General features: G+C 62.5%; 16 protein-coding genes and 1 pseudogene. 7 read left to right on the top strand and 10 right to left on the bottom strand.

What is annotated here, in order from left to right; genetic code table 11:
- Positions 1-150: 150 nt before the first annotated feature.
- The 3 genes from fdxA to N2603_RS03050 form a co-directional block, all read right to left on the bottom strand.
- Entirely contained in the window at positions 151-489 is a 339-nt protein-coding gene (fdxA, locus tag N2603_RS03060) for a ferredoxin FdxA (protein WP_018643465.1), read from the bottom strand.
- Between the two features lie 132 nt (positions 490-621).
- Positions 622-852 carry a S4 domain-containing protein gene (locus N2603_RS03055; RefSeq protein WP_260387643.1) on the bottom strand — a complete coding sequence of 77 codons (231 nt, stop codon included), beginning with the start codon at positions 850-852 and terminating at the stop codon, positions 622-624.
- Positions 853-904: 52 nt separating this feature from the next.
- Complete coding sequence (locus N2603_RS03050; RefSeq protein WP_260387642.1) at positions 905-4,282, bottom strand: helicase-related protein; 3,378 nt, start codon at positions 4,280-4,282, stop codon at positions 905-907.
- Positions 4,283-4,543: 261 nt separating this feature from the next.
- Between N2603_RS03050 and N2603_RS03045 the strand changes: the two genes are divergently transcribed.
- On the top strand, positions 4,544-5,476 hold the full coding sequence (locus tag N2603_RS03045) for an IS110 family RNA-guided transposase (RefSeq protein WP_260384990.1): 933 nt from the start codon (positions 4,544-4,546) through the stop codon (positions 5,474-5,476).
- 724 nt (positions 5,477-6,200) lie between these two features.
- Here N2603_RS03045 and N2603_RS03040 read toward each other — a convergent pair.
- Positions 6,201-7,016 carry a DUF3108 domain-containing protein gene (locus tag N2603_RS03040; RefSeq protein WP_035666594.1) on the bottom strand — a complete coding sequence of 272 codons (816 nt, stop codon included), beginning with the start codon at positions 7,014-7,016 and terminating at the stop codon, positions 6,201-6,203.
- A 539-nt stretch (positions 7,017-7,555) separates the two neighbouring features.
- On the opposite strand from N2603_RS03040, the gene rpmB reads away from it, so the two are divergent.
- Both rpmB and N2603_RS03030 read left to right on the top strand, forming a co-directional pair.
- A complete protein-coding gene (gene rpmB, locus N2603_RS03035) occupies positions 7,556-7,864 on the top strand; it encodes a 50S ribosomal protein L28 (protein WP_018643470.1) in 309 nt (102 codons plus the stop codon).
- A gap of 154 nt (positions 7,865-8,018) precedes the next feature.
- Positions 8,019-9,020, top strand: coding sequence for a DUF4917 family protein (locus N2603_RS03030; RefSeq protein WP_260387641.1), 1,002 nt, complete (start codon positions 8,019-8,021; stop codon positions 9,018-9,020).
- A gap of 21 nt (positions 9,021-9,041) precedes the next feature.
- On the opposite strand, the gene N2603_RS03025 is transcribed toward N2603_RS03030, so the two are convergent.
- The 4 genes from N2603_RS03025 to N2603_RS03010 are packed head-to-tail and all read right to left on the bottom strand — an operon-like array spanning position 9,042 to position 12,757.
- Positions 9,042-9,665: a PIN domain-containing protein gene (locus tag N2603_RS03025; protein WP_482151228.1), complete on the bottom strand. Its 624-nt coding sequence runs from the start codon at positions 9,663-9,665 to the stop codon at positions 9,042-9,044.
- A complete protein-coding gene (locus N2603_RS03020; RefSeq protein ID WP_260387639.1) occupies positions 9,640-10,824 on the bottom strand; it encodes an XRE family transcriptional regulator in 1,185 nt (394 codons plus the stop codon). The genes N2603_RS03025 and N2603_RS03020 overlap by 26 nt, the downstream gene beginning before the upstream one ends.
- The gene (locus N2603_RS03015; RefSeq protein WP_260387638.1) at positions 10,821-12,194 is read right to left on the bottom strand and encodes a 7-cyano-7-deazaguanine synthase; all 1,374 of its coding nucleotides are present in this window, start codon (positions 12,192-12,194) and stop codon (positions 10,821-10,823) included. The genes N2603_RS03020 and N2603_RS03015 overlap by 4 nt, the downstream gene beginning before the upstream one ends.
- A complete protein-coding gene (locus N2603_RS03010; RefSeq protein WP_260387636.1) occupies positions 12,191-12,757 on the bottom strand; it encodes a hypothetical protein in 567 nt (188 codons plus the stop codon). Before N2603_RS03010 ends, N2603_RS03015 begins: the two co-directional genes overlap by 4 nt.
- A 231-nt stretch (positions 12,758-12,988) precedes the next feature.
- Between N2603_RS03010 and N2603_RS03005 the strand changes: the two are divergent.
- The 3 genes and pseudogenes from N2603_RS03005 to ftsZ form a co-directional block, all read left to right on the top strand.
- Positions 12,989-13,087, top strand: a pseudogene (locus N2603_RS03005) (phospholipase effector Tle1 domain-containing protein); the annotation flags it as partial.
- Between the two features lie 182 nt (positions 13,088-13,269).
- Positions 13,270-13,785 (top strand): hypothetical protein, encoded by a 516-nt coding sequence (locus N2603_RS03000; RefSeq protein ID WP_260387635.1) that lies wholly within the window; start codon positions 13,270-13,272, stop codon positions 13,783-13,785.
- Positions 13,786-13,880: 95 nt separating this feature from the next.
- Positions 13,881-15,137 (top strand): cell division protein FtsZ, encoded by a 1,257-nt coding sequence (gene ftsZ, locus N2603_RS02995; protein WP_260387634.1) that lies wholly within the window; start codon positions 13,881-13,883, stop codon positions 15,135-15,137.
- Between the two features lie 263 nt (positions 15,138-15,400).
- Here the strand turns inward: ftsZ and N2603_RS02990 are convergent, their stop codons facing one another.
- Both N2603_RS02990 and N2603_RS02985 read right to left on the bottom strand, forming a co-directional pair.
- On the bottom strand, positions 15,401-16,051 hold the full coding sequence (locus N2603_RS02990) for a hypothetical protein (RefSeq protein WP_260387633.1): 651 nt from the start codon (positions 16,049-16,051) through the stop codon (positions 15,401-15,403).
- Between the two features lie 152 nt (positions 16,052-16,203).
- Entirely contained in the window at positions 16,204-16,482 is a 279-nt protein-coding gene (locus N2603_RS02985; RefSeq protein ID WP_212347505.1) for a DUF1488 family protein, read from the bottom strand.
- Between the two features lie 300 nt (positions 16,483-16,782).
- On the opposite strand from N2603_RS02985, the gene N2603_RS02980 reads away from it, so the two are divergent.
- Positions 16,783-16,917, top strand: coding sequence for a hypothetical protein (locus tag N2603_RS02980; protein ID WP_260387632.1), 135 nt, complete (start codon positions 16,783-16,785; stop codon positions 16,915-16,917).
- Positions 16,918-17,132: the final 215 nt, after the last annotated feature.

Here is a 17,132-nt window from a genome sequence, read left to right as displayed (position 1 = left end):
TCACGGGAACCCAGAGGGGCCAACGGGGCTGACGGGGTTCGGCTTAATGTGCCCAATATAGCACATTTCCCGCAAAAATCAATGATTTAGGGGTCTTGAGGGCTGGTTTTCGGCCGCAACGAAGGTATTAGGGTTAAGTTTGGGCCCGAATTAGTCTCCGGAACCCGGGTTCGGAGAAAAATATTTCTCGAACTTGCCTTCCATGCCGTCGAATTCCTTCGCGTCGGCGGGTGATTCTTTCTTCTGGGTGATGTTCGGCCAGCTTTTGGCGTAATCGGCGTTGACCTGGAGCCATTTTTCCAGCCCCGGTTCCGTGTCCGGCTTGATGGCGTCGGCGGGGCATTCCGGCTCGCACACGCCGCAATCGATGCACTCGTCGGGATGGATGACGAGCATGTTGTCACCCTCGTAGAAGCAGTCGACCGGGCAGACCTCGACGCAGTCGGTGTACTTGCACTTGATGCAGTTTTCAGTGACGACGTAAGTCATCCAACGCTCCGAAAAGCTCTTTTAGAAGTCGCGGCTTGCGTAGCGCGGATGGCCCGGCGCCGCAAGGTCGGGAAGGCCCGATCATGACGGCTTTGTGTGTTTGATCGACCAAGAAATGAATTTGAAGCGCAATTAATTGCGTTTCGCTTCACTCAGCTCCTCGTAGAGCGCGCGCGCCGAGGCAGCATCGCCGCGGCGCTCGTTGAAGCCGGTGACCTTCAACACGCGCACGGTACGGTCGAGGGCCACCGTGATCACGTCACCGATCTTGATCGCATGGCCGGGCGATTTCTCACGGCTGCCGTTGACGCGGACATGGCCGCTCTCGACGAGCTCAGCGGCCGAGGTGCGCGCCTTCACCACCCGCGCGTGCCACAGCCATTTGTCGAGACGCTGCCGCTCGGTGGTCGTGGGCTTACTCCTTCCGACCGGACAGCTGCTCTTTCAGCGCCGCGAGCTTGGCGAAGGGCGAGTTGGGATCGATCGGGCGATCGCGCTCGCGCGGGTTCGCGCTCGAGGCGTAGGGACGCAGCGAGGGACCGCCCTGGCGGTCGCGGCCCTTGTCGCGGTCGCGGCCACGATTGTCGCGATCTCCGCCGAACTTCTTGTCGCGGTTGCGATCGCGATCCTTGTCGCGGTCCTTGCCCTGGAAGCTGCGATTGCGATCGTCGCGGCGCTCACCGCCCTCGCCGCCTTCACGCGGCTTGCGGAAGTCTTTGCCTCCATCGCGACGATGACCGCCGCCATGACGATGACGCTCGCCGCGCTTCTCGCCATCGGCTGATTGCGCAGCCTCGCCCTCCGCGGGCGCGCTGCCGGCTTCAGCACCGGCCTGCGGGCGCGGCTGATGATGGTGACGCTGGTGGCGATGGCGCTCGTGGCGCGGCTTGCGATCCTCGTGACGGCCACCGGGACGCCAGACCTCGACCAGCTCGGGCTCGGCGGGCGTCGCCGCGGCCTCAACCGGCGCGGCAGCATCGGGCGATGCGGCGGCTTCCGTGGCCGCAATCTCGGCCGGAGCCGCGTCAACAGGCGCAGCGGCCTCATCGGCCGGCGGCGCGATGCCAGGCGCATCTTCCGGCGTGACGGGCGCTTCAGAAGCTTCGAGCGCCGGCTCCTCGGGAGCGGGCTCGTCGTGCTGCTCCATGCCGGGCGCGTCTTCGACGGTGACGGCTTCGGCGGACACAGCCGCCTCCTCCGGCAGACCGGCGACCGCTTCAGCGGCGGTCTCGATTGACGTCTCCGCGCTGCCCTCAGCGGGCGGCGTCTCGGGCGCGACCGTCTCGGCAACGGGCGCTGCGGGCTTCACCGGCAGCGGCGGACGCTTCTCCATGCGATAGCCGAGCGCGCGCAGTACGGAGGCAAAGTCCTCACCGGCCGAACCTGTGAGCGAGGTCATCGCCTGCGTCACCACAAAGCTGCGGCCGTCGAACGCGCCAGCGGGCTTTTCACCGGGCGAGTTCTCGCGCCAGGCCAGCGCCGGGCGGATCAGATCGGCAAGACGCTCCAGGATGTCGACGCGCACGGCGCGCTCGCCGGCCTGCTTGTAGCCGAGCACGCGATAGGCATCGCGCGGCAGCGCCTTGTCGACCGGGAACGAGGTGCGGCCCGACGAGGCCAGATGCTGCGCGCCAGACAGCGACGACAGATCGACATTGTCCTGCTTCAGCGCCCACAGCAGCGCTGCGAGCGCACGCGCGGCGGGCTTGAGCAGGCCGGGGAAATAGATGTGGTAGGCGCCGAAGCGGACGCCGTACTTGCGCAGCGTCGCACGCGAAGGCTGGTCGAGATCCTTCAGCTCGTTCGCGATTCTAGGACGCTCGAGCACACCGAGCGCCTCGACCAGCTGATAGGCGATGCCGCGGGCAATGCCGGTGACGTCCTCGGCCTTCGACAGCTCGAACATCGGCCCGAGCAGCTTCTCGATATGCGTCTTGACCCAGAGATCGAGCCGCGCCTGCACCTTCTCGCGGGGGCCACCGGTGAGGCGTTCATCGGAGATGATGCGAATGCGCGGATGCAGCGCGTCCTCTGCGGCGGACAGCCGCGCCACGGCGTCGCCGGTCCAGCGGATGATGCCTTCCGAGGTCAGCACGAACTGGTCGTCCGGCGCGTTGCCCAGTTTTTCGGCGCGCGTGTTGATCTCGCCGGCGAGCACCGCTTGCGCTGCAGCCTGCAAGGCTTTCGCATCGGAGCCGGCCTCCGCCGCATCCGGTGCAAAGGTGAAGCCGTCGAGGCGGCCGATGACATGGCCTTCGACGATGACTTCGCCGGTCTTGCCGATTTCAGTATTCAAGCTCGTGTTCTCCCGCAGGCGGCGCATCAATACACTGGTCCGGCGATCAACGAAACGCTCAGTCAAGCGTTCATGGAGCGCATCCGATAATTTATTTTCGACCTCCCGCGTAACCCCCTGCCAGCGTTCGGGGTCTTTCAGCCAGTCCGGGCGGTTGGCGACGAAGGTCCAGGTGCGGATCTGCGCGATCCGGGCCGACAGCGTGTCGATGTCGCCGTCGATGCGGTCGGCTTGCTCGACCTGGGCGGCGAACCAGGCGTCGGGAATGCATCCCTTGCGCATCAGGAAGCCGTACAGCGTGGTCACCAGCTCGGCATGGGCGGCCGGCGACAGCTTTCGGTAATCGGGGACCTGGCAGGCCTCCCAGAGGCGCTCCACGGCGGCCTTGCCATGCGCGATATCGCGCACCTCGACGTCGCGGGCGGCATGATCCAGCACGCGCATGTCCTCGGCGATCGGGGCGCGCGTCAGCGCCTCGTGCCCCGGAGGTAAATTCAAGGACACCTGGAGCGCGCCGAGCGAGGAGAAATCCAGCTTCGAATTGCGCCATTGCAGCATCTTCACGGCGTCGAAGGTGTGGTTCTGCAGCGCGTTGACGAGCTCGGGCTCGAACGGCGCGCAGCGGCCCGTGGTGCCGAAGGTGCCGTTGCGCGTGGCGCGGCCGGCGCGCCCGGCGATCTGCGCGAATTCGGACGGCGTCAGGCGGCGGAACTGGTAGCCGTCGAACTTGCGATCGGAGGCGAAGGCGACGTGGTCGACATCGAGATTGAGGCCCATGCCGACGGCGTCGGTGGCGACGAGATAATCGACATCGCCGTTCTGGAACATCGCCACCTGCGCATTGCGCGTGCGCGGCGAGAGCGAGCCCAGCACGACAGCGGCGCCGCCATGCTGGCGGCGGATCAGCTCGGCGATGGCGTAGACCTCGTCGGCCGAGAACGCGACGATGGCGGTGCGGCGCGGCTGGCGCGTGATCTTGCGGTCGCCGGCGAATTCGAGGGTGGACAGGCGCGGCCGCGTGATCATGGAGACGCCGGGCAACAGGCGCTCGATGATCGGGCGCATGGTGGCAGCGCCCAGCAGCAGCGTCTCGTCGCGGCCGCGGCGGTTGAGGATGCGGTCGGTGAAGACGTGGCCGCGCTCGAGATCGGAGGCGATCTGGACCTCGTCGACGGCGAGGAAGGAAACGTCGAGGTCGCGCGGCATCGCCTCGACGGTGGAGACCCAATAGCGCGGGTTCTTCGGCTTGATCTTCTCTTCGCCCGTGACCAGCGCGACGCTCTCCACACCCGCGCGATCGGCGATCTTGTTGTAGACCTCGCGCGCGAGCAGGCGCAGCGGCAGCCCGATCACGCCCGAGGGATGCGCCAGCATCCGCTCGATGGCGAGATGGGTCTTGCCGGTGTTGGTCGGCCCGAGCACCGCAGTGACGCCCGCGCCAGGAACTCGGTCGGCAAGCGCGCGCTCGGAGGCGAAGGGGGAGGGAGAGAAGGCCATGTCTGGGGGATTAGGTAGTGCCGATTTGGGCGAATGTCAGTGCCAGATGGGGCGTGTTGGAGGCTACCGCTGATCCGTCATCCTTGTAAGTCACGACTCACTGGATCGGATAGAGTGTCCGATGCGGTAACGGACGGGAGACCGCTTCATCCAAGGGCCTTGAAGCCCGTTCCTCAGCGCGGCGCCCCGTCCGTTGTTCCATTGAACCCGAACAGTCGCGGGGGCCGCCTGGCGAGCCCGGTTGCGCAAGGATGGGTGCAGATGGACGCGATCTATGTTGGCATTGATGTGTCGAAGGACCGGCTGGACGTGCATGTCCGTCCGATCGGAGAAGTGTTTGCCGTAGCGCGCGATGGCAAGGGCCTGGAAGAACTTGTTGCGCGCCTTCTGAGCTGTTCGCCGACGCTGGTTGGGGTGGAGGCGACGGGAGGCTTCGAGACCGTCGTCGCCGCGGCACTGGCCGGCGCCCAGCTGCCGCTGGTGGTGATCAATCCGGCCCAGATCCGGCATTTCGCACAGGCCATCGGTCAGCGCGCCAAATCGGATCCGATCGATGCGGCAGTGATCGCAAGGTTCGTCGAGGCGGTGAAGCCGGCCTTGCGCCCCGTCCCGGATCAGCAGGCGCGGCTGCTGGCCGAGTTGGTCGCTCGCCGACGGCAGATCATTGAGATGATCGTCGCCGAACGCCAGCGCGAGCAACGGGTTGAGAACGTCCGCATCCGCAAGGGCCTTGCTCGCCACATCAAGCTGCTCGAGAAGGAACTGCCGGATATCGACAACGACATCGACACACTGGTGCGCGGTTCGCCGGTCTGGCGGGACAAGGAGGATTTGCTGATCAGCTTTCCCGGTGTTGGCAACACACTCGCGCGCACCCTCCTTGCCGAAGTCCCCGAGCTTGGCGCGCTCAATCGGCGCCAGATCGCAAGCCTCGCCGGACTTGCCCCGTTCGTCCGCCAGTCCGGCCGATGGAAGGGCAGGAGCAAGATCGGCGGAGGCCGATCCGCCCTGCGGGCGGCCCTCTACATGGCCGCTCTTTCGGCGATCCGGTGCCATCCGCAGCTCAAGGTCTTCTATCGCCGCCTGGTCAGCGCCGGTAAGCCGAAAATGGTCGCCCTCATCGCCGTTGCCCGCAAGCTCCTGACCACCCTCAACGCCATGCTCAGGGACCGAAAACCATGGCAAACCGCTTGACGAAGAACACAGTCGCTGAGGCGCTCGGCTTGCGGCGCAACCGCGCCGTAGGGCGAGCCTCGAAGGATGCACGGCCCGGGTGCCAGCCGAGGGGCACCAGTGGGGCCCGTCGCCCTTCGAGGGCCGCTGAAGAAGCGGCCGCCTCAGGGTGACGGGGGCAACGGGCGGCGTCTGGACCCGCCCTCCCCAAACCTCGCGCAACTGTTTCACTTTGCGACGCTTTTTCCGTTCTCTTTAAGCTTCGGAACGACTCTAGAACGAATCGCGGCCGAATCGCTGACTCCCGTCAGAGTCCTGTTCCGTTCACGCAACATGTCGCGGGACTCGTGATAGTTGCGCACTAGATGGAGTTTTGCCCTGCCGCACAAGTGACGTTTCGATGGCGGGTTCCTTAAAATTGGGGACGGCGCGGAGTCGAATCAGAATCGGGGCGGAGTCAAATGGATTCCCGGATCGAGGCTGCCAAAACAAAAACTGCGAAAACAACCCCATGCACAGTAGAAACGGGGGTGCGGTGGTTGGTGGGGTGGTGGCCTGTAAGATGTTGAAGCGGAACGCTTTCTTACCCTCCCCTGGAGGGGGAGGGTCGGCGCACGTTGAGCGCAGCGAAATGTGCGACGGGGTGGGGTGATCTCTCCATTCGGGCAGTCCCCCGCGAGGAGAGATCACCCCACCCCGCTCGCGCTGCGCGCGATCGACCCTCCCCCTCCAGGGGAGGGTAAGATCATTGCGTCTTCGCCACGCGCGGCGGTTGGGGGGACGTGATGAAACTCGTCGCTTCCAGCATCGCCGGCCCCAGCGGGGTCGGCACTTTCAGCCAGAATGGAACCAGGATGCGCGTGCCCGCGACGGGGGCGAAGGCGATCTCGATGCTGCGCTGGGCGGCGAGGTATTTGATCACGGGGCGATCGGGGATGTAGCCGGCGACAGGGACGAAATAGAGCGCGCAGACCACGACCGGGCCCCGGTACCCCTTCTCCGCCTTCACCGTCTCCATGCGCTTGAAATCGAGTTTCAGGTCGTAGCGCATGCGGCCGTCGAACACGGGCGCGGCGTTGTGGCAGGCTTCCGGCGTAACAGGGTCGCCAGTGCCGGGCACGCGCAAGAGCGAGGCCGTCATCGGGTCCCAGACGCCGCGGCGATGCGCGTCGGTGACGACGATGCGATCAGGATCGACCGGCGGCTCCGGCTCGATGCCGAACTCCTTCACATTGCCCTTGTCGAGGGTGATGTGGATGTTTTCCGTCTTCTTCGAGGTGGTGGTGGAGGCCTGGTAGCCGGTCGCAACCAGCGCGCCGTTGACGACGCGCCCCTGCGAGGCGCCGGTGCCGGACCCGCCCGCGAACGATTTCAGCAGCCCCGTGGTGCCGCCGGAGGCCGCGGCCGCGAACACGTCGTCCTGGATGTCGATGTTCCAGGCGCCCTTGCCGACGGGAATGCCCGCCAACGTCGCCTCATATTGCGCCTCGAGCTTGCCCTGCGCGGCCACAGGCTCGGCCCCCCACGCCAGGACGAGCCCGCACAAGGCCGCGAAGGCCATCCGGCCGGTCGGGCGCAGCCGGGGCAGGAAAGGGGTCAGGGTATCCACGAAGCCATCCAATGGGGCCGTCAGGCGTTGTTAGTTAAGCCAAAAATCGCGGCAAACAATCCGTCCAGGTGCAAAACTCCGGGAACTCCACCGAATATCTCGGTCGGGAATGCGCCCTTTATGTGATGGTAAGGCGTTTCAATCATTGCCGTTTTGGTGATCGGGGTGCGTCGCGGGAGCGCACCTGCCCCCGCTACCTCCGCCTCTCCCGCCTGCGGGAGAGGCCGCGCGAAGCGCGGGTGAGGGCTTTCTCCTCTGAGGGGCACTCGCTATTGTCCCGCCGCGGAGACACCCTCTCCCACCCCTCCCCCGCGAGCGGGGAGGGAGCGCACCGCCGCCGGCGCGAGCATGAAACCCCGCCCAAATCCTTGACTACCCGCCCCTTCCCCCTATACGTCCGCCCGCTCCCTGCAAGGACAGAGAATTTGCCCCTGTGGCGCCCCGAATGGCGGCCGCAACTCGTTTGGGGCTCGAACTTAAGGATTTGTGACATGTCTCGCCGCTGCGAACTGACGGCCAAGGGCCCCCTCGTCGGCCACAAGGTCAGCCACTCCAACATCAAGACCAAGCGCCGCTTCCTGCCGAACCTCGTCAACGTGACGTTCATCTCGGAAGCCCTGGAGCGCAACGTGCGCCTGCGCGTCTCCACCAACGCGGTGAAGAGCGTCGACCACAATGGCGGCCTCGACGCCTTCCTGCTCAAGGCCAGCGCCGACGCCCTGTCGCCGCGCGCCCTCGAGCTGAAGCGCGCCATCCAGAAGAAGGTCGGCACCACCGCGCCGGTCAAGAAGGCCAGCTAAGACAATTTACCGTTAGGGCGGGGGCTAAGTCGCGTCGCGTGGCGTAAGCTTAGCCAGTAGAGTTTTGCGTGACGGCCGGATCGAAAGATCCGGCCGTTTTTGTTTGATTGCGCTACTCCTGATTGAAATTTAGAATCGTTGATCGGAGCCACTTATGCCAGCAACTAAGGTCATCACATTTGATGAAGCTATCGCGAGAGATCCCAACTCCGACCGCTGGAGTCTGCTGCTCGGAAATGGATTTTCATCACGTTATTTCAATTACCGCTCGCTGCTTGACAATGCCGAGCTGGAGGCCAACGACCCGGTACGCGTCCTGTTCGAGCGATTGAAGACCGTCGACTTCGAACGTGTGGTGAATGCACTTGAAGGCGCATCAGTGGTGGAGGCAGCCTACAACAACAAGGAGCGTGTGGAGCGATTGCTCGCCGACGCGGGGCGGGTTCGTGAAGCACTGGTGCATGCAATTCGCGCCATCCACCCAGCGCACCGGGAAGACATTGCAGACATCATACCCAGTTGTGTTGCGTTTCTCTCATGCTTCAGCAGAGTATTCACTCTCAACTACGACTTGCTCCTTAACTGGGTCAGCCTCGACGATGGAGCAAAACTTCCGGACGGGTTTGGTCTTGGTGAGCAGCGCGCCGGCTTTCAGGGCCCGTTCAAGATCGGGGCTTATTGCAGCATTTACAACTTGCACGGCGCGTTACACCTGTTTCGTTCCGGAGGAGACGTTGAAAAACGAATAGCCGGGTCGACCGGGGTGATCGATGCGATTGCTCAAACCATTACAGAGAAGAAACGACTCCCGATCTATATTGCTGAAGGCACCTCTCTAGCCAAGATGGCCCGCATTAGGTCAAATAACTATCTTAGTCACTGTTATGAGCAGCTTTGCGCTAGCAGCGGCCTATTCCTTGTATTCGGCCACTCGGCAGCTCCAAACGACGCACACATCTATAACGCCCTATTCCGATCGAATATCGAGCATCTATACTTCTGCGTTTATCAGCCCACCAAAGAGAAACTCCAAACGACGGCAGGCGAGTTGGCTCGTTATAAGCTGAGAGCGGGTTCGAAGATCGAGTACACGTTCGTAGACGCTGAATCAGCTCACGTCTGGGACAGGCCCCCCGCTATCAACTCCTCTGAGTGATTACACTTTTAATGCGATCGCCTAGTTTGATGAGACTGCCGTACGAATCCGCTTCGGCAAGCTCGCACACTGAGCTGCGCGCTCATCACCGATTAGCGCTCTGATATCCTCGACCAATTCCGCCGACACACGCATCCGGCCAATTTTCAAGGCGTTCACGATCAACTCGACTTGACGCGCGCGACCAACGCTTTCTGCGAATCGCCGATGGATGAGTAGTTCCGCCGAACTGAGCATCCTTACGTTCGGGAATTCGGCGGCACAGACTCGCCGGGCCTTTCTTTCATCGAGCACGGGAATGGCGGCGTTGCAGGAAACATACGCAATGGTCGCAGCCTCACCGTCGTCCAATGTCTGCGCGCTCGCGCCATCCACCAACCGCTCAAATATCGCTAGAGCACCACCTGCCAGAGGTACACGTGAAACGAATCCAGCACAGATCAATTTCATGAGTTGCGCATGGTCATCGTATCCTCGGCCAGCTCCAACCTCTAGCTCTGAGCAAGCATTTTCTGTCACTAGCAGTGGTCGTGGAAGTGCTGCAATTATTTCGCTAGCGGCTCCTGTCGCATTCAGATTTATTATTATGCTGGCGTCTGCTACCAACGGAATGTTTTGATCAAGTTGGAAGTTTAACGAGCTCATTGGCCTCGCCTTCCTCGAGTTCGGCACCGTCAAGCACCTCTCTTATCTCATGACGGTTGAGTCGAAGGAGCCGAGCCAGCTGACCTTCACTATACAATTCTCGTTTCCAGGCTTCGCGAGCAAGTAATGCGAGCCTTGGCGGCACAGCTCCATGGGCACGAACGGGATTCAGCGAGAGAGCCGCAACATCTCCAAGTACCTGTCGGGCCTGATCGTCGGTGATTCCTCCATTGGCCGTAAACCAATCCCACGTGCCCTGCTTAGCCAAAGAAAGCCCTTCTAGGCGGCGCACCATAGCTTGGCGCGAAACCCCAAAGGCATGCGCGATCAGAATGATGTGTCGTCTCGTGAGATGTGATTGCCCTGCCGTTATCGAGGAGAATCGTTGTCGAACTGCTCGAGAAGGCATTAAGAAGCAGCGGGCAAAGGCGTCCGCATATTTTTCCTCTCGCGAGGTTGGTCCAGCGTCATCAGCAAGAACATCCATTTCCCTTCGGGCCGAAACGAAATGACCAAATTCATGCGCGCCCGTGTAAGCCGTTCGCTCCAGTGGATGACTCTGATTGAGCAAAACGCAAGCGCCTGCTGCGTCGTCGTAGGCATAGAGCCCTGCAACTTTCGGATCAATGCGCCTGACATACACTCTTATGCCAAGCTGCATATCGAGGACTGAAACAATATCGATGATAGGCCCGGGGCCAAGCCCAAGCCAGTCTCGCAATTCTTGTGCGTCGAGTTCGGCCTGCTCCCGCACATTACCAGGTAAAATCGGACGTTCGGGCGGATAGTTGCGCACCCGCGTCACCCCGAGGACGTTCTCAAGTTCGAGTTCAGCCTGCACGAGATCGCTTAGGAGTCGACTAGCACTTTCGATCGCGGCATCACTCGTTTCCAAATTCTTGCGGAAGCGAGGAATCAGATCTAGATGGATCGCTTCTCGCCGAAGAATAGCATTGGCCGAAGAATTGTATGCCGCTGCAAGCTTTTGCAACTCTTCGATACGAATTCGACGCTTTCCCTGTTCGATTGCAACAATCGTCGTTCGGGCCGCAGAAATAATCGCCGCCGCATCCCCCTGAGTGAGTTTTGCACTCTCGCGCGCGAGACGAAGGCGATCGCCGATTTCTACATCAGAAAGTCTTTCTGCATTCCCCGTCATATAACTGCCCGAGTCCATTTCCTCACAAACGAGTTAGGCGATAGGTCGTTGAGATAGTTTTTCCATTCAGATGCGTGTCGCCTCAACAGGCGGCTTAGTTTCCTTCCAATCTCGTCGGCATTGCTTTCCATCGCGGGAGCGAGCAGGACAGCATGACGACGCACAGCCGCTTGCCCTTCTGAACCAGCCATTGCGGCCAGATCGTCCAAATGAAGCACACCGCCAAGCGCATACTGTTCGAAGGCAACATTGAATTGCTTGAATTGCGGGCTGATACCTTCTCGCACAGTCGCAGCATTGATTTCATTGCAGATGTAGACATCAGGTTCTTCGCGGAGACCCGCGGCATGAACGCTCAACCGTCGCAGCATACACGCTGCGCAGACCCCACATTGACGTCGTTTTCCATTGAGCGAGACCCACTGACTGCTGCGCCAACACGATCGCGTTGATTTCCACATACCTTCGGAATCGAGGGCCGCAAACTCTCGCAAAGTGTCACCTTTGGTATCCCAAATTCTGGGAAACGCAAATCTAACAGGTTGCTTCAGCAAGGCATCCAAGAACCGCTCCATTCTCCTCGCGAATAAGGGATGATTGCGGTAGTCTGGATAGGCATGACCAACAGTGACGAGAGCCGGACCAATCGAGCCCTGGCCACTTTCGGGAACAAATATCGTCCTTGCCTCTGCAAGATGCGCGGCTATGCCGCTGATCATGGAGAACTTGAAGCCTCGACTCCTCGCGCTGGTTTCGCGATTCGCGGCATGAGATCTGACTTTGTACGGAACAGTTGCAAAAGGTTCTTTCTTGCCAAGATGACACGGGTGGTCGATTGCGTTCGAACCAACTCGTACTCGGACTAGCCTTTCTCCTAAAGAAGCGCCCAGAAGTCCGGCGACCGCGCGCGAGTCCATACCTTCGCTGTAGGCAATAACCGCTTCGGCGGGAATGCTGAGATCGAGAGGTTCTTGTGCTGGCGGTGAAGCCCTATTGTGCCTCTTGATGAAGGTTATGGTCCAAAAATCGCCCGTCAAAAAGCCTAGTGCGTCGTGCAGTGCTTCGGCAGTTTCGGGTGCTGACCAACGTCTCGGGTCGTGCACCGGGATTCGGAGATTCAGTCGACGGGCCCAACCATGAGGCGGACGCTTGACCGCTTTATCCGCAAATTCAACGGCGGCCGCGACCACCATTGCGTCGAATAGGACGGGCCGCCAGCGCGAGAAGGTGAACGACTCAAGTCCGCGCGTAGAAAACTCTAGATCGTCTTTGAGATCGAATCGAATGTGATTCTCGCGGCTTCTACGTCCAGCGTCGACACCGTCGATAGACCGTTCTGGAACATAAGGTTCATACGCTTGAGTAATCATGGGCGTTCGGGACCATCATCGAGACCGGTATGCCGCGGCAGCTGCAATGAGCGCGCCGAAGGCGGCGTCGAATGAGAAAGAATCTCGCTTGCCAGTGCGCCGCCATCGAGTTGGCGACGGACAGCATCAAGCCGCGTACGGAGATTTAGAACTTCACGCGGTTTTGCCTCCCGCTGATAATGCTCATTCATCTGGCGATAGGCGCTTAGCACCACGTCATTGATGGCGTTCTGAAGTGTTGACTGAACGGCGGATCGCCCCCTCAAGCCATTTCGGGCCGCCTCGACAGCGCAATCGATCAATACGTTGGCCATCGCCGAGCCCCGGCAAGTCCCCCTGAGATCTTCGAGTTGTTCAACTTGATGCGTCTGGAAAAGATCTGGCCTCCGAGCATCCAGGATTTCACCCACGGCACTTATTGGCGCCCCAAGGATTTCACGTTTGATTGCGAGTTCTAATGCTTCGCGACAATCGCCCTCGGAATAGACAAACTTCGCAGCCCGTTCGGCCGTGTCTTTCCAGTGACGTCGCATTGGCAGAGTTCGGTGTGGACCGTCGCTCATTGAGAGCCTCCCAATGTCAGATAAATAAACAAATTTAGCTGACATTGTCAGCTGTATTTTAATACCGTTTCCCTCCGGAAAGGATTGAAAGAGTTCCTAGGCAGTCGGAACCGCAGCCAGAACGACTCGCATGCTAGCGTAACATTGTCCGCGATACTCGCCCCGGTAGCATCACCCGGAGGCACATCCCGTGGAGCACCGACCGCAGCCCCCTCACCGAAAAACCTCGTCATCTGCTGTGACGGGACCGGCAACGAGATCTCGGAGAACATCTCCAACGTCCTGAAGCTCTATCGCTGCCTGCGCAAGACCGACAAGACGCAGCCGCGGTAGATGGTGCGCTGCGATCCCGGGGTCGGCACTCCGATCCCAAGGCCGGCACGGCGACGCCACCCGTAAACATCACCGCGCGCGCGTTAACCCTCCGTTAACCAACGCACCCTAGCCTGCGGTAATCGTCCAGCCATCATTAGCTCGAAATGCCTTCCCGGTTCGCTCCAGGAGAAGCGCCGATGTGCGTTGAGTTGTTGACGTATGCCGATCTCAGTGCCCGCCTCGATATCTCGCGCGAGGCCGCGCGGTCGCTGGCGAGACGTCGCCGCCTGCCGCGCTCGCGCTCGGAGGACGGCAAAGCCGTGGTGAGCGTTGATCTCTCCGCGCTCCGCTACACGCCCCGCCCACGAAAGGGCCGTCGGGCAGACCCCGTCGATGCCTCCATGGCAAAGATCGAGGCCATCAAGATCGGGGCCTTCAAGGCGGAGATCGCGCGGCTCGAAGAGGTCGCAACCGCCTACAGGGCCGTGTTCGAGCGCGAGCGCGAGCGTGCCGATCGCCTCGCCGTCGAGCTGGCGCAGGCGGCCGCCGAGACGACGGCCGCCAATGCGTGGGCGGCACGACTGGAAGACGAAGTGACGGCGCTGCGGAGCGATCGCCGCCCTGTCGGGGGGATCGCGGGATACGCCGCGCGCCGATTGGGACATCTGGCCGCTTCCATCGTGCAAGCAGACCGCGCGGCCAATACGCGATGAGATCATCGATGAATCGTCATCGCGCTTCAGGTTGTCGTTTGCGCACTCGAGACCTTCTTTAATCGCCGGCTTGCCGGACCAATCGCGAGGGAAAAATGGCAGGCAACACCGATATCCATGAAATGAAGGCCCGCATCGTCGTGTTCGGCGTCGGCGGCGCCGGCGGCAACGCCGTCAACAACATGATCACGGCCGGGCTGCAGGGGGTCGAGTTCGTCGTCGCCAACACCGACGCGCAGGCGCTGGCGATGTCGAAGGCGCAGCGCCTCATCCAGCTCGGCACAAGGGTGACCGCAGGCCTCGGCGCCGGCTCGCAGCCGGAACTGGGACGCGCCGCAGCCGAAGAGGCGATCGACACCATCCGCGATCACCTGACCGGCGCGCACATGGTGTTCGTGACTTCAGGCATGGGCGGCGGCACCGGCACCGGGGCTGCACCCATCGTCGCCAGGATCGCGCGCGAGCTCGGCATTCTCACCATCGGCGTCGTCACCAAGCCGTTCTACTTCGAGGGCCAGCGCCGCATGCGCTTTGCCGAAGCCGGCATCGAGGAGCTGCTGAAGACGGTCGACACCCTCTTGATCATCCCGAACCAGAACCTGTTCCGGGTGGCCAGCGAGAAGACCACGTTCGCCGATGCCTTCGCCCTTGCCGACCAGGTGCTTTATTCGGGCGTGGCCTGCATCAGCGATCTCATCGTCAAGGAAGGCCTGATCAATCTCGATTTTGCCGACGTCCTCTCCGTCATGAAGGAGAAGGGCAAGGCCATGATGGGACGGGGCGAGGCTTCCGGCGAGAAGCGCGTGCTCGCCGCCGCCGTGGCCGCGATCTCCAATCCGCTGATCGAGAATCCCTCGATCAAGCGTGCCAGTGGCCTCATCATCTCCATCACCGGCGGCAAGGATCTCATGCTGTACGAGGTCGACGAAGCCGCGACCCGCATTCGCGACGAGGCCGACCCGGACGCCAACATCATCGTCGGCGCGTCGTTCGACGAAAGCCTCGAAGGCATCGTCCGCGTCTCGGTGGTGGCGACCGGAATCGATAATCTCGATCCGGCGCAGGCGCACCCGGTGGAAACCGCCCTCACCCAGCTCGCCGGCAGGCTGCGCAACGACGGCCGTCGCATCGCCGATCGCATCGAGCGCAGTGCCCCACTTCCGCAGGCGGGAAGTCCGCCGCTGCGCCCGCAGCCGCACCACCCCGTGGGGCCGCCGGCAAGGCCGGGTCTGGACTATGCGCCGCAGGCGGCGCTTCAGCCGCTCGATCCTTACGGCCGCGCCCCTGCGCGCAACGCGCCCGACGAGGCCGCTCTCGATATCCCGGCCTTCCTGCGCCGCGCCGCCAACTGAGCGGTGGCGAGCGGGGGAGTTACCTGCTCGGCGCCCAACAACAGCTCGTCATCCCGGGGCGCGACGAAGTCGCGAGCTATGATGCGCAATTGCGCATCTGAGGATCCATAACCACCATCGTGAGTATGGATTCTCAGGTGCGCAATCGCGCACCGTAGCTCGCGCCAAGAGGCGCGCCCCGGAATGACGGCGCAAAGCAGTAACTCTCCCGCTTTGGCGGGCGTCTCGAAGGATGCGCCGCAACGAAACCAGCCGCCGATGCTTCACGCCGCCGTGCTGCGCGGGCTCTCGGCGGTGTCCTTCCTGTCCGTCTCCTTGTCGCGGGACAGCCACGCCGGAAAACGAAGCAGGCGCTCGCCCGTGTCCTTTGGCAGCTCGACGGGCGGCGCTTCAACGGCCGAACTCGGCAGGTCCAGCGCCGCCTGTCCGGTTCGCACCGCATCCGCGCGCTGATCCAGTTCGCGCAGCAGGGGATCGAGCACGCTGTCGATCTCGGTCGCCACCGACACCAGGAAACTATTGAGCTCGCGCGCCTCGGGCACGACCGCCGCAGCCTGCTCGACCGCCCTCGAGAGACCATCGACGACAGGCGCAAACGCGCCGGCGGCTTGCTTGATTCGCGTCTTGATCGCTTCGACCTCGCTCAAGACGCGCTCACGCTCACGCCTTTTCTTTTCCTCCGAAAGACGGGCTTCAATTTCGGCGATCTGGGCCGCCAGGGTCGTGGCTTCGGATGCGAGCGCATCCCGTCTTCCGCGCGCGCGATCGAGATCGCGGCTGAGATTGTCCACTAAGTCGTCCTTTCCGAACATGGCTTTGCTCCGTAGGACAGGCGCTTTGCCCTGTAGGACGGCCCTGGCGCGAACCGCCAGCCTCGCCACCGACCGGATGGCCGGATCGGCCGAAACAGGCATCAACCTCGGTCGCGTCACATGGGCCGACATGGTGATCCCCCCATCGTCAGCATTAGGCAACCGCATGGTTAACAGACGGTTAATGTCAACAGACGATGCCCATGGGGCTGGGTGCCGGCGATGAGATGTTCGTGGCTTCGTAAGGCACTCCCCTACCCTCGAAAATCAATGCTCCGCAGCACGATGCCGGGCGGGGTGCCTTCGAACTCGCAGGCGCGGTATTTGCCGGCGGCGCAGGCTTCGATGCGGTCGCGCAGGCGGGTGAACTGGGCTTCGCGCTCGGCGGGTCTGGCGCGCGGGCCGCGCTCGAGGTCGTCCATCGCGGAGGTCGAGATCGCGCAGGGGATCTCCTTCGCGCCGTCCTGCATCGAGAACTGGACGATCCCCCGGTCCTGTTCGTGGCCGATGTAGCGGCCGCTGGTGAGGGTCACGGGTTGCTCCTTGGCGCGATGGCCGCTTGAGGCGCGCGAACACGCCCCAACGTCGTCCCGGTCAGTGTTGTCGAAGCACGCTGTGGCACATGCATCCGCAACAACTCAGTTCGGTGATTATGGGTCCTGGCTTTCGCCAGGACGACAGCTTTTTTCCATGCGAGCACCGTCGCTGCCGCAGACGGCCGCGGCCGCCCCTCAGGCCTCCCCGCGCAGGCGTCCGCTTTAGCGCTCGCTATCGCCGGACCGCAGGCGTACGCTCACATTATCGCGCGTTCAATGGCAGAGGAGACGGACGTCATGGCCAAGGGACAGCAACGCAGCAACCGCGAAGCCAAGAAACCGAAGAAGGACAAAGCCAAGGTGATCGCCGCGGCGCCGAGCCGCAAGGAGGCGGCGTGGCAGCCGGATTTCGGGCCGGCGAAGAAGAAGTAGGCGGCGGCGCTGCGCGCTCACCCTCCCTGGCGGGGGAGGGTCGATCGCGCGGAGCGCGAGCGGGGTGGGGTGATCTCTCCACTCGGACACTGTTGGATGGGGAGAGACCGTCACCCCACCCCGTCTCCATTTTCGCTGCGCTCAATGCGAGCCGACCCTCCCCCTCCAGGGGAGGGTAAGAGCACCATCGTCTCTTCTCCGTCGCGCTTTTCCGC

The organism is Bradyrhizobium huanghuaihaiense (assembly GCF_025200885.1).
Taxonomy (GTDB): Bacteria; Pseudomonadota; Alphaproteobacteria; order Rhizobiales; family Xanthobacteraceae; genus Bradyrhizobium; species Bradyrhizobium huanghuaihaiense.
The sequence above is the reverse complement of the archived record's forward strand: the minus strand, read 5'-3'. Positions and strand labels throughout refer to the sequence as shown.

What these genes read in the sequence shown, in the direction of transcription:
- N2603_RS03030 (WP_260387641.1), top strand. Translation starts at nt 8,019, where the DNA reads ATGCCAGCAACTAAGGTCATCACATTTGATGAAGCTATCGCGAGAGAT.
- N2603_RS03000 (WP_260387635.1), top strand. Translation starts at nt 13,270, where the DNA reads ATGTGCGTTGAGTTGTTGACGTATGCCGATCTCAGTGCCCGCCTCGAT.
- N2603_RS02980 (WP_260387632.1), top strand. Translation starts at nt 16,783, where the DNA reads ATGGCCAAGGGACAGCAACGCAGCAACCGCGAAGCCAAGAAACCGAAG.
- N2603_RS03040 (WP_035666594.1), bottom strand. Translation starts at nt 7,016, where the DNA reads ATGGCCTTCGCGGCCTTGTGCGGGCTCGTCCTGGCGTGGGGGGCCGAG.
- N2603_RS03045 (WP_260384990.1), top strand. Translation starts at nt 4,544, where the DNA reads ATGGACGCGATCTATGTTGGCATTGATGTGTCGAAGGACCGGCTGGAC.
- N2603_RS02990 (WP_260387633.1), bottom strand. Translation starts at nt 16,051, where the DNA reads ATGCCTGTTTCGGCCGATCCGGCCATCCGGTCGGTGGCGAGGCTGGCG.
- N2603_RS03025 (WP_482151228.1), bottom strand. Translation starts at nt 9,665, where the DNA reads ATGAGCTCGTTAAACTTCCAACTTGATCAAAACATTCCGTTGGTAGCA.
- N2603_RS03010 (WP_260387636.1), bottom strand. Translation starts at nt 12,757, where the DNA reads ATGAGCGACGGTCCACACCGAACTCTGCCAATGCGACGTCACTGGAAA.
- N2603_RS03050 (WP_260387642.1), bottom strand. Translation starts at nt 4,282, where the DNA reads ATGGCCTTCTCTCCCTCCCCCTTCGCCTCCGAGCGCGCGCTTGCCGAC.
- fdxA (WP_018643465.1), bottom strand. Translation starts at nt 489, where the DNA reads ATGACTTACGTCGTCACTGAAAACTGCATCAAGTGCAAGTACACCGAC.
- N2603_RS03020 (WP_260387639.1), bottom strand. Translation starts at nt 10,824, where the DNA reads ATGACGGGGAATGCAGAAAGACTTTCTGATGTAGAAATCGGCGATCGC.
- N2603_RS03015 (WP_260387638.1), bottom strand. Translation starts at nt 12,194, where the DNA reads ATGATTACTCAAGCGTATGAACCTTATGTTCCAGAACGGTCTATCGAC.
- rpmB (WP_018643470.1), top strand. Translation starts at nt 7,556, where the DNA reads ATGTCTCGCCGCTGCGAACTGACGGCCAAGGGCCCCCTCGTCGGCCAC.
- ftsZ (WP_260387634.1), top strand. Translation starts at nt 13,881, where the DNA reads ATGGCAGGCAACACCGATATCCATGAAATGAAGGCCCGCATCGTCGTG.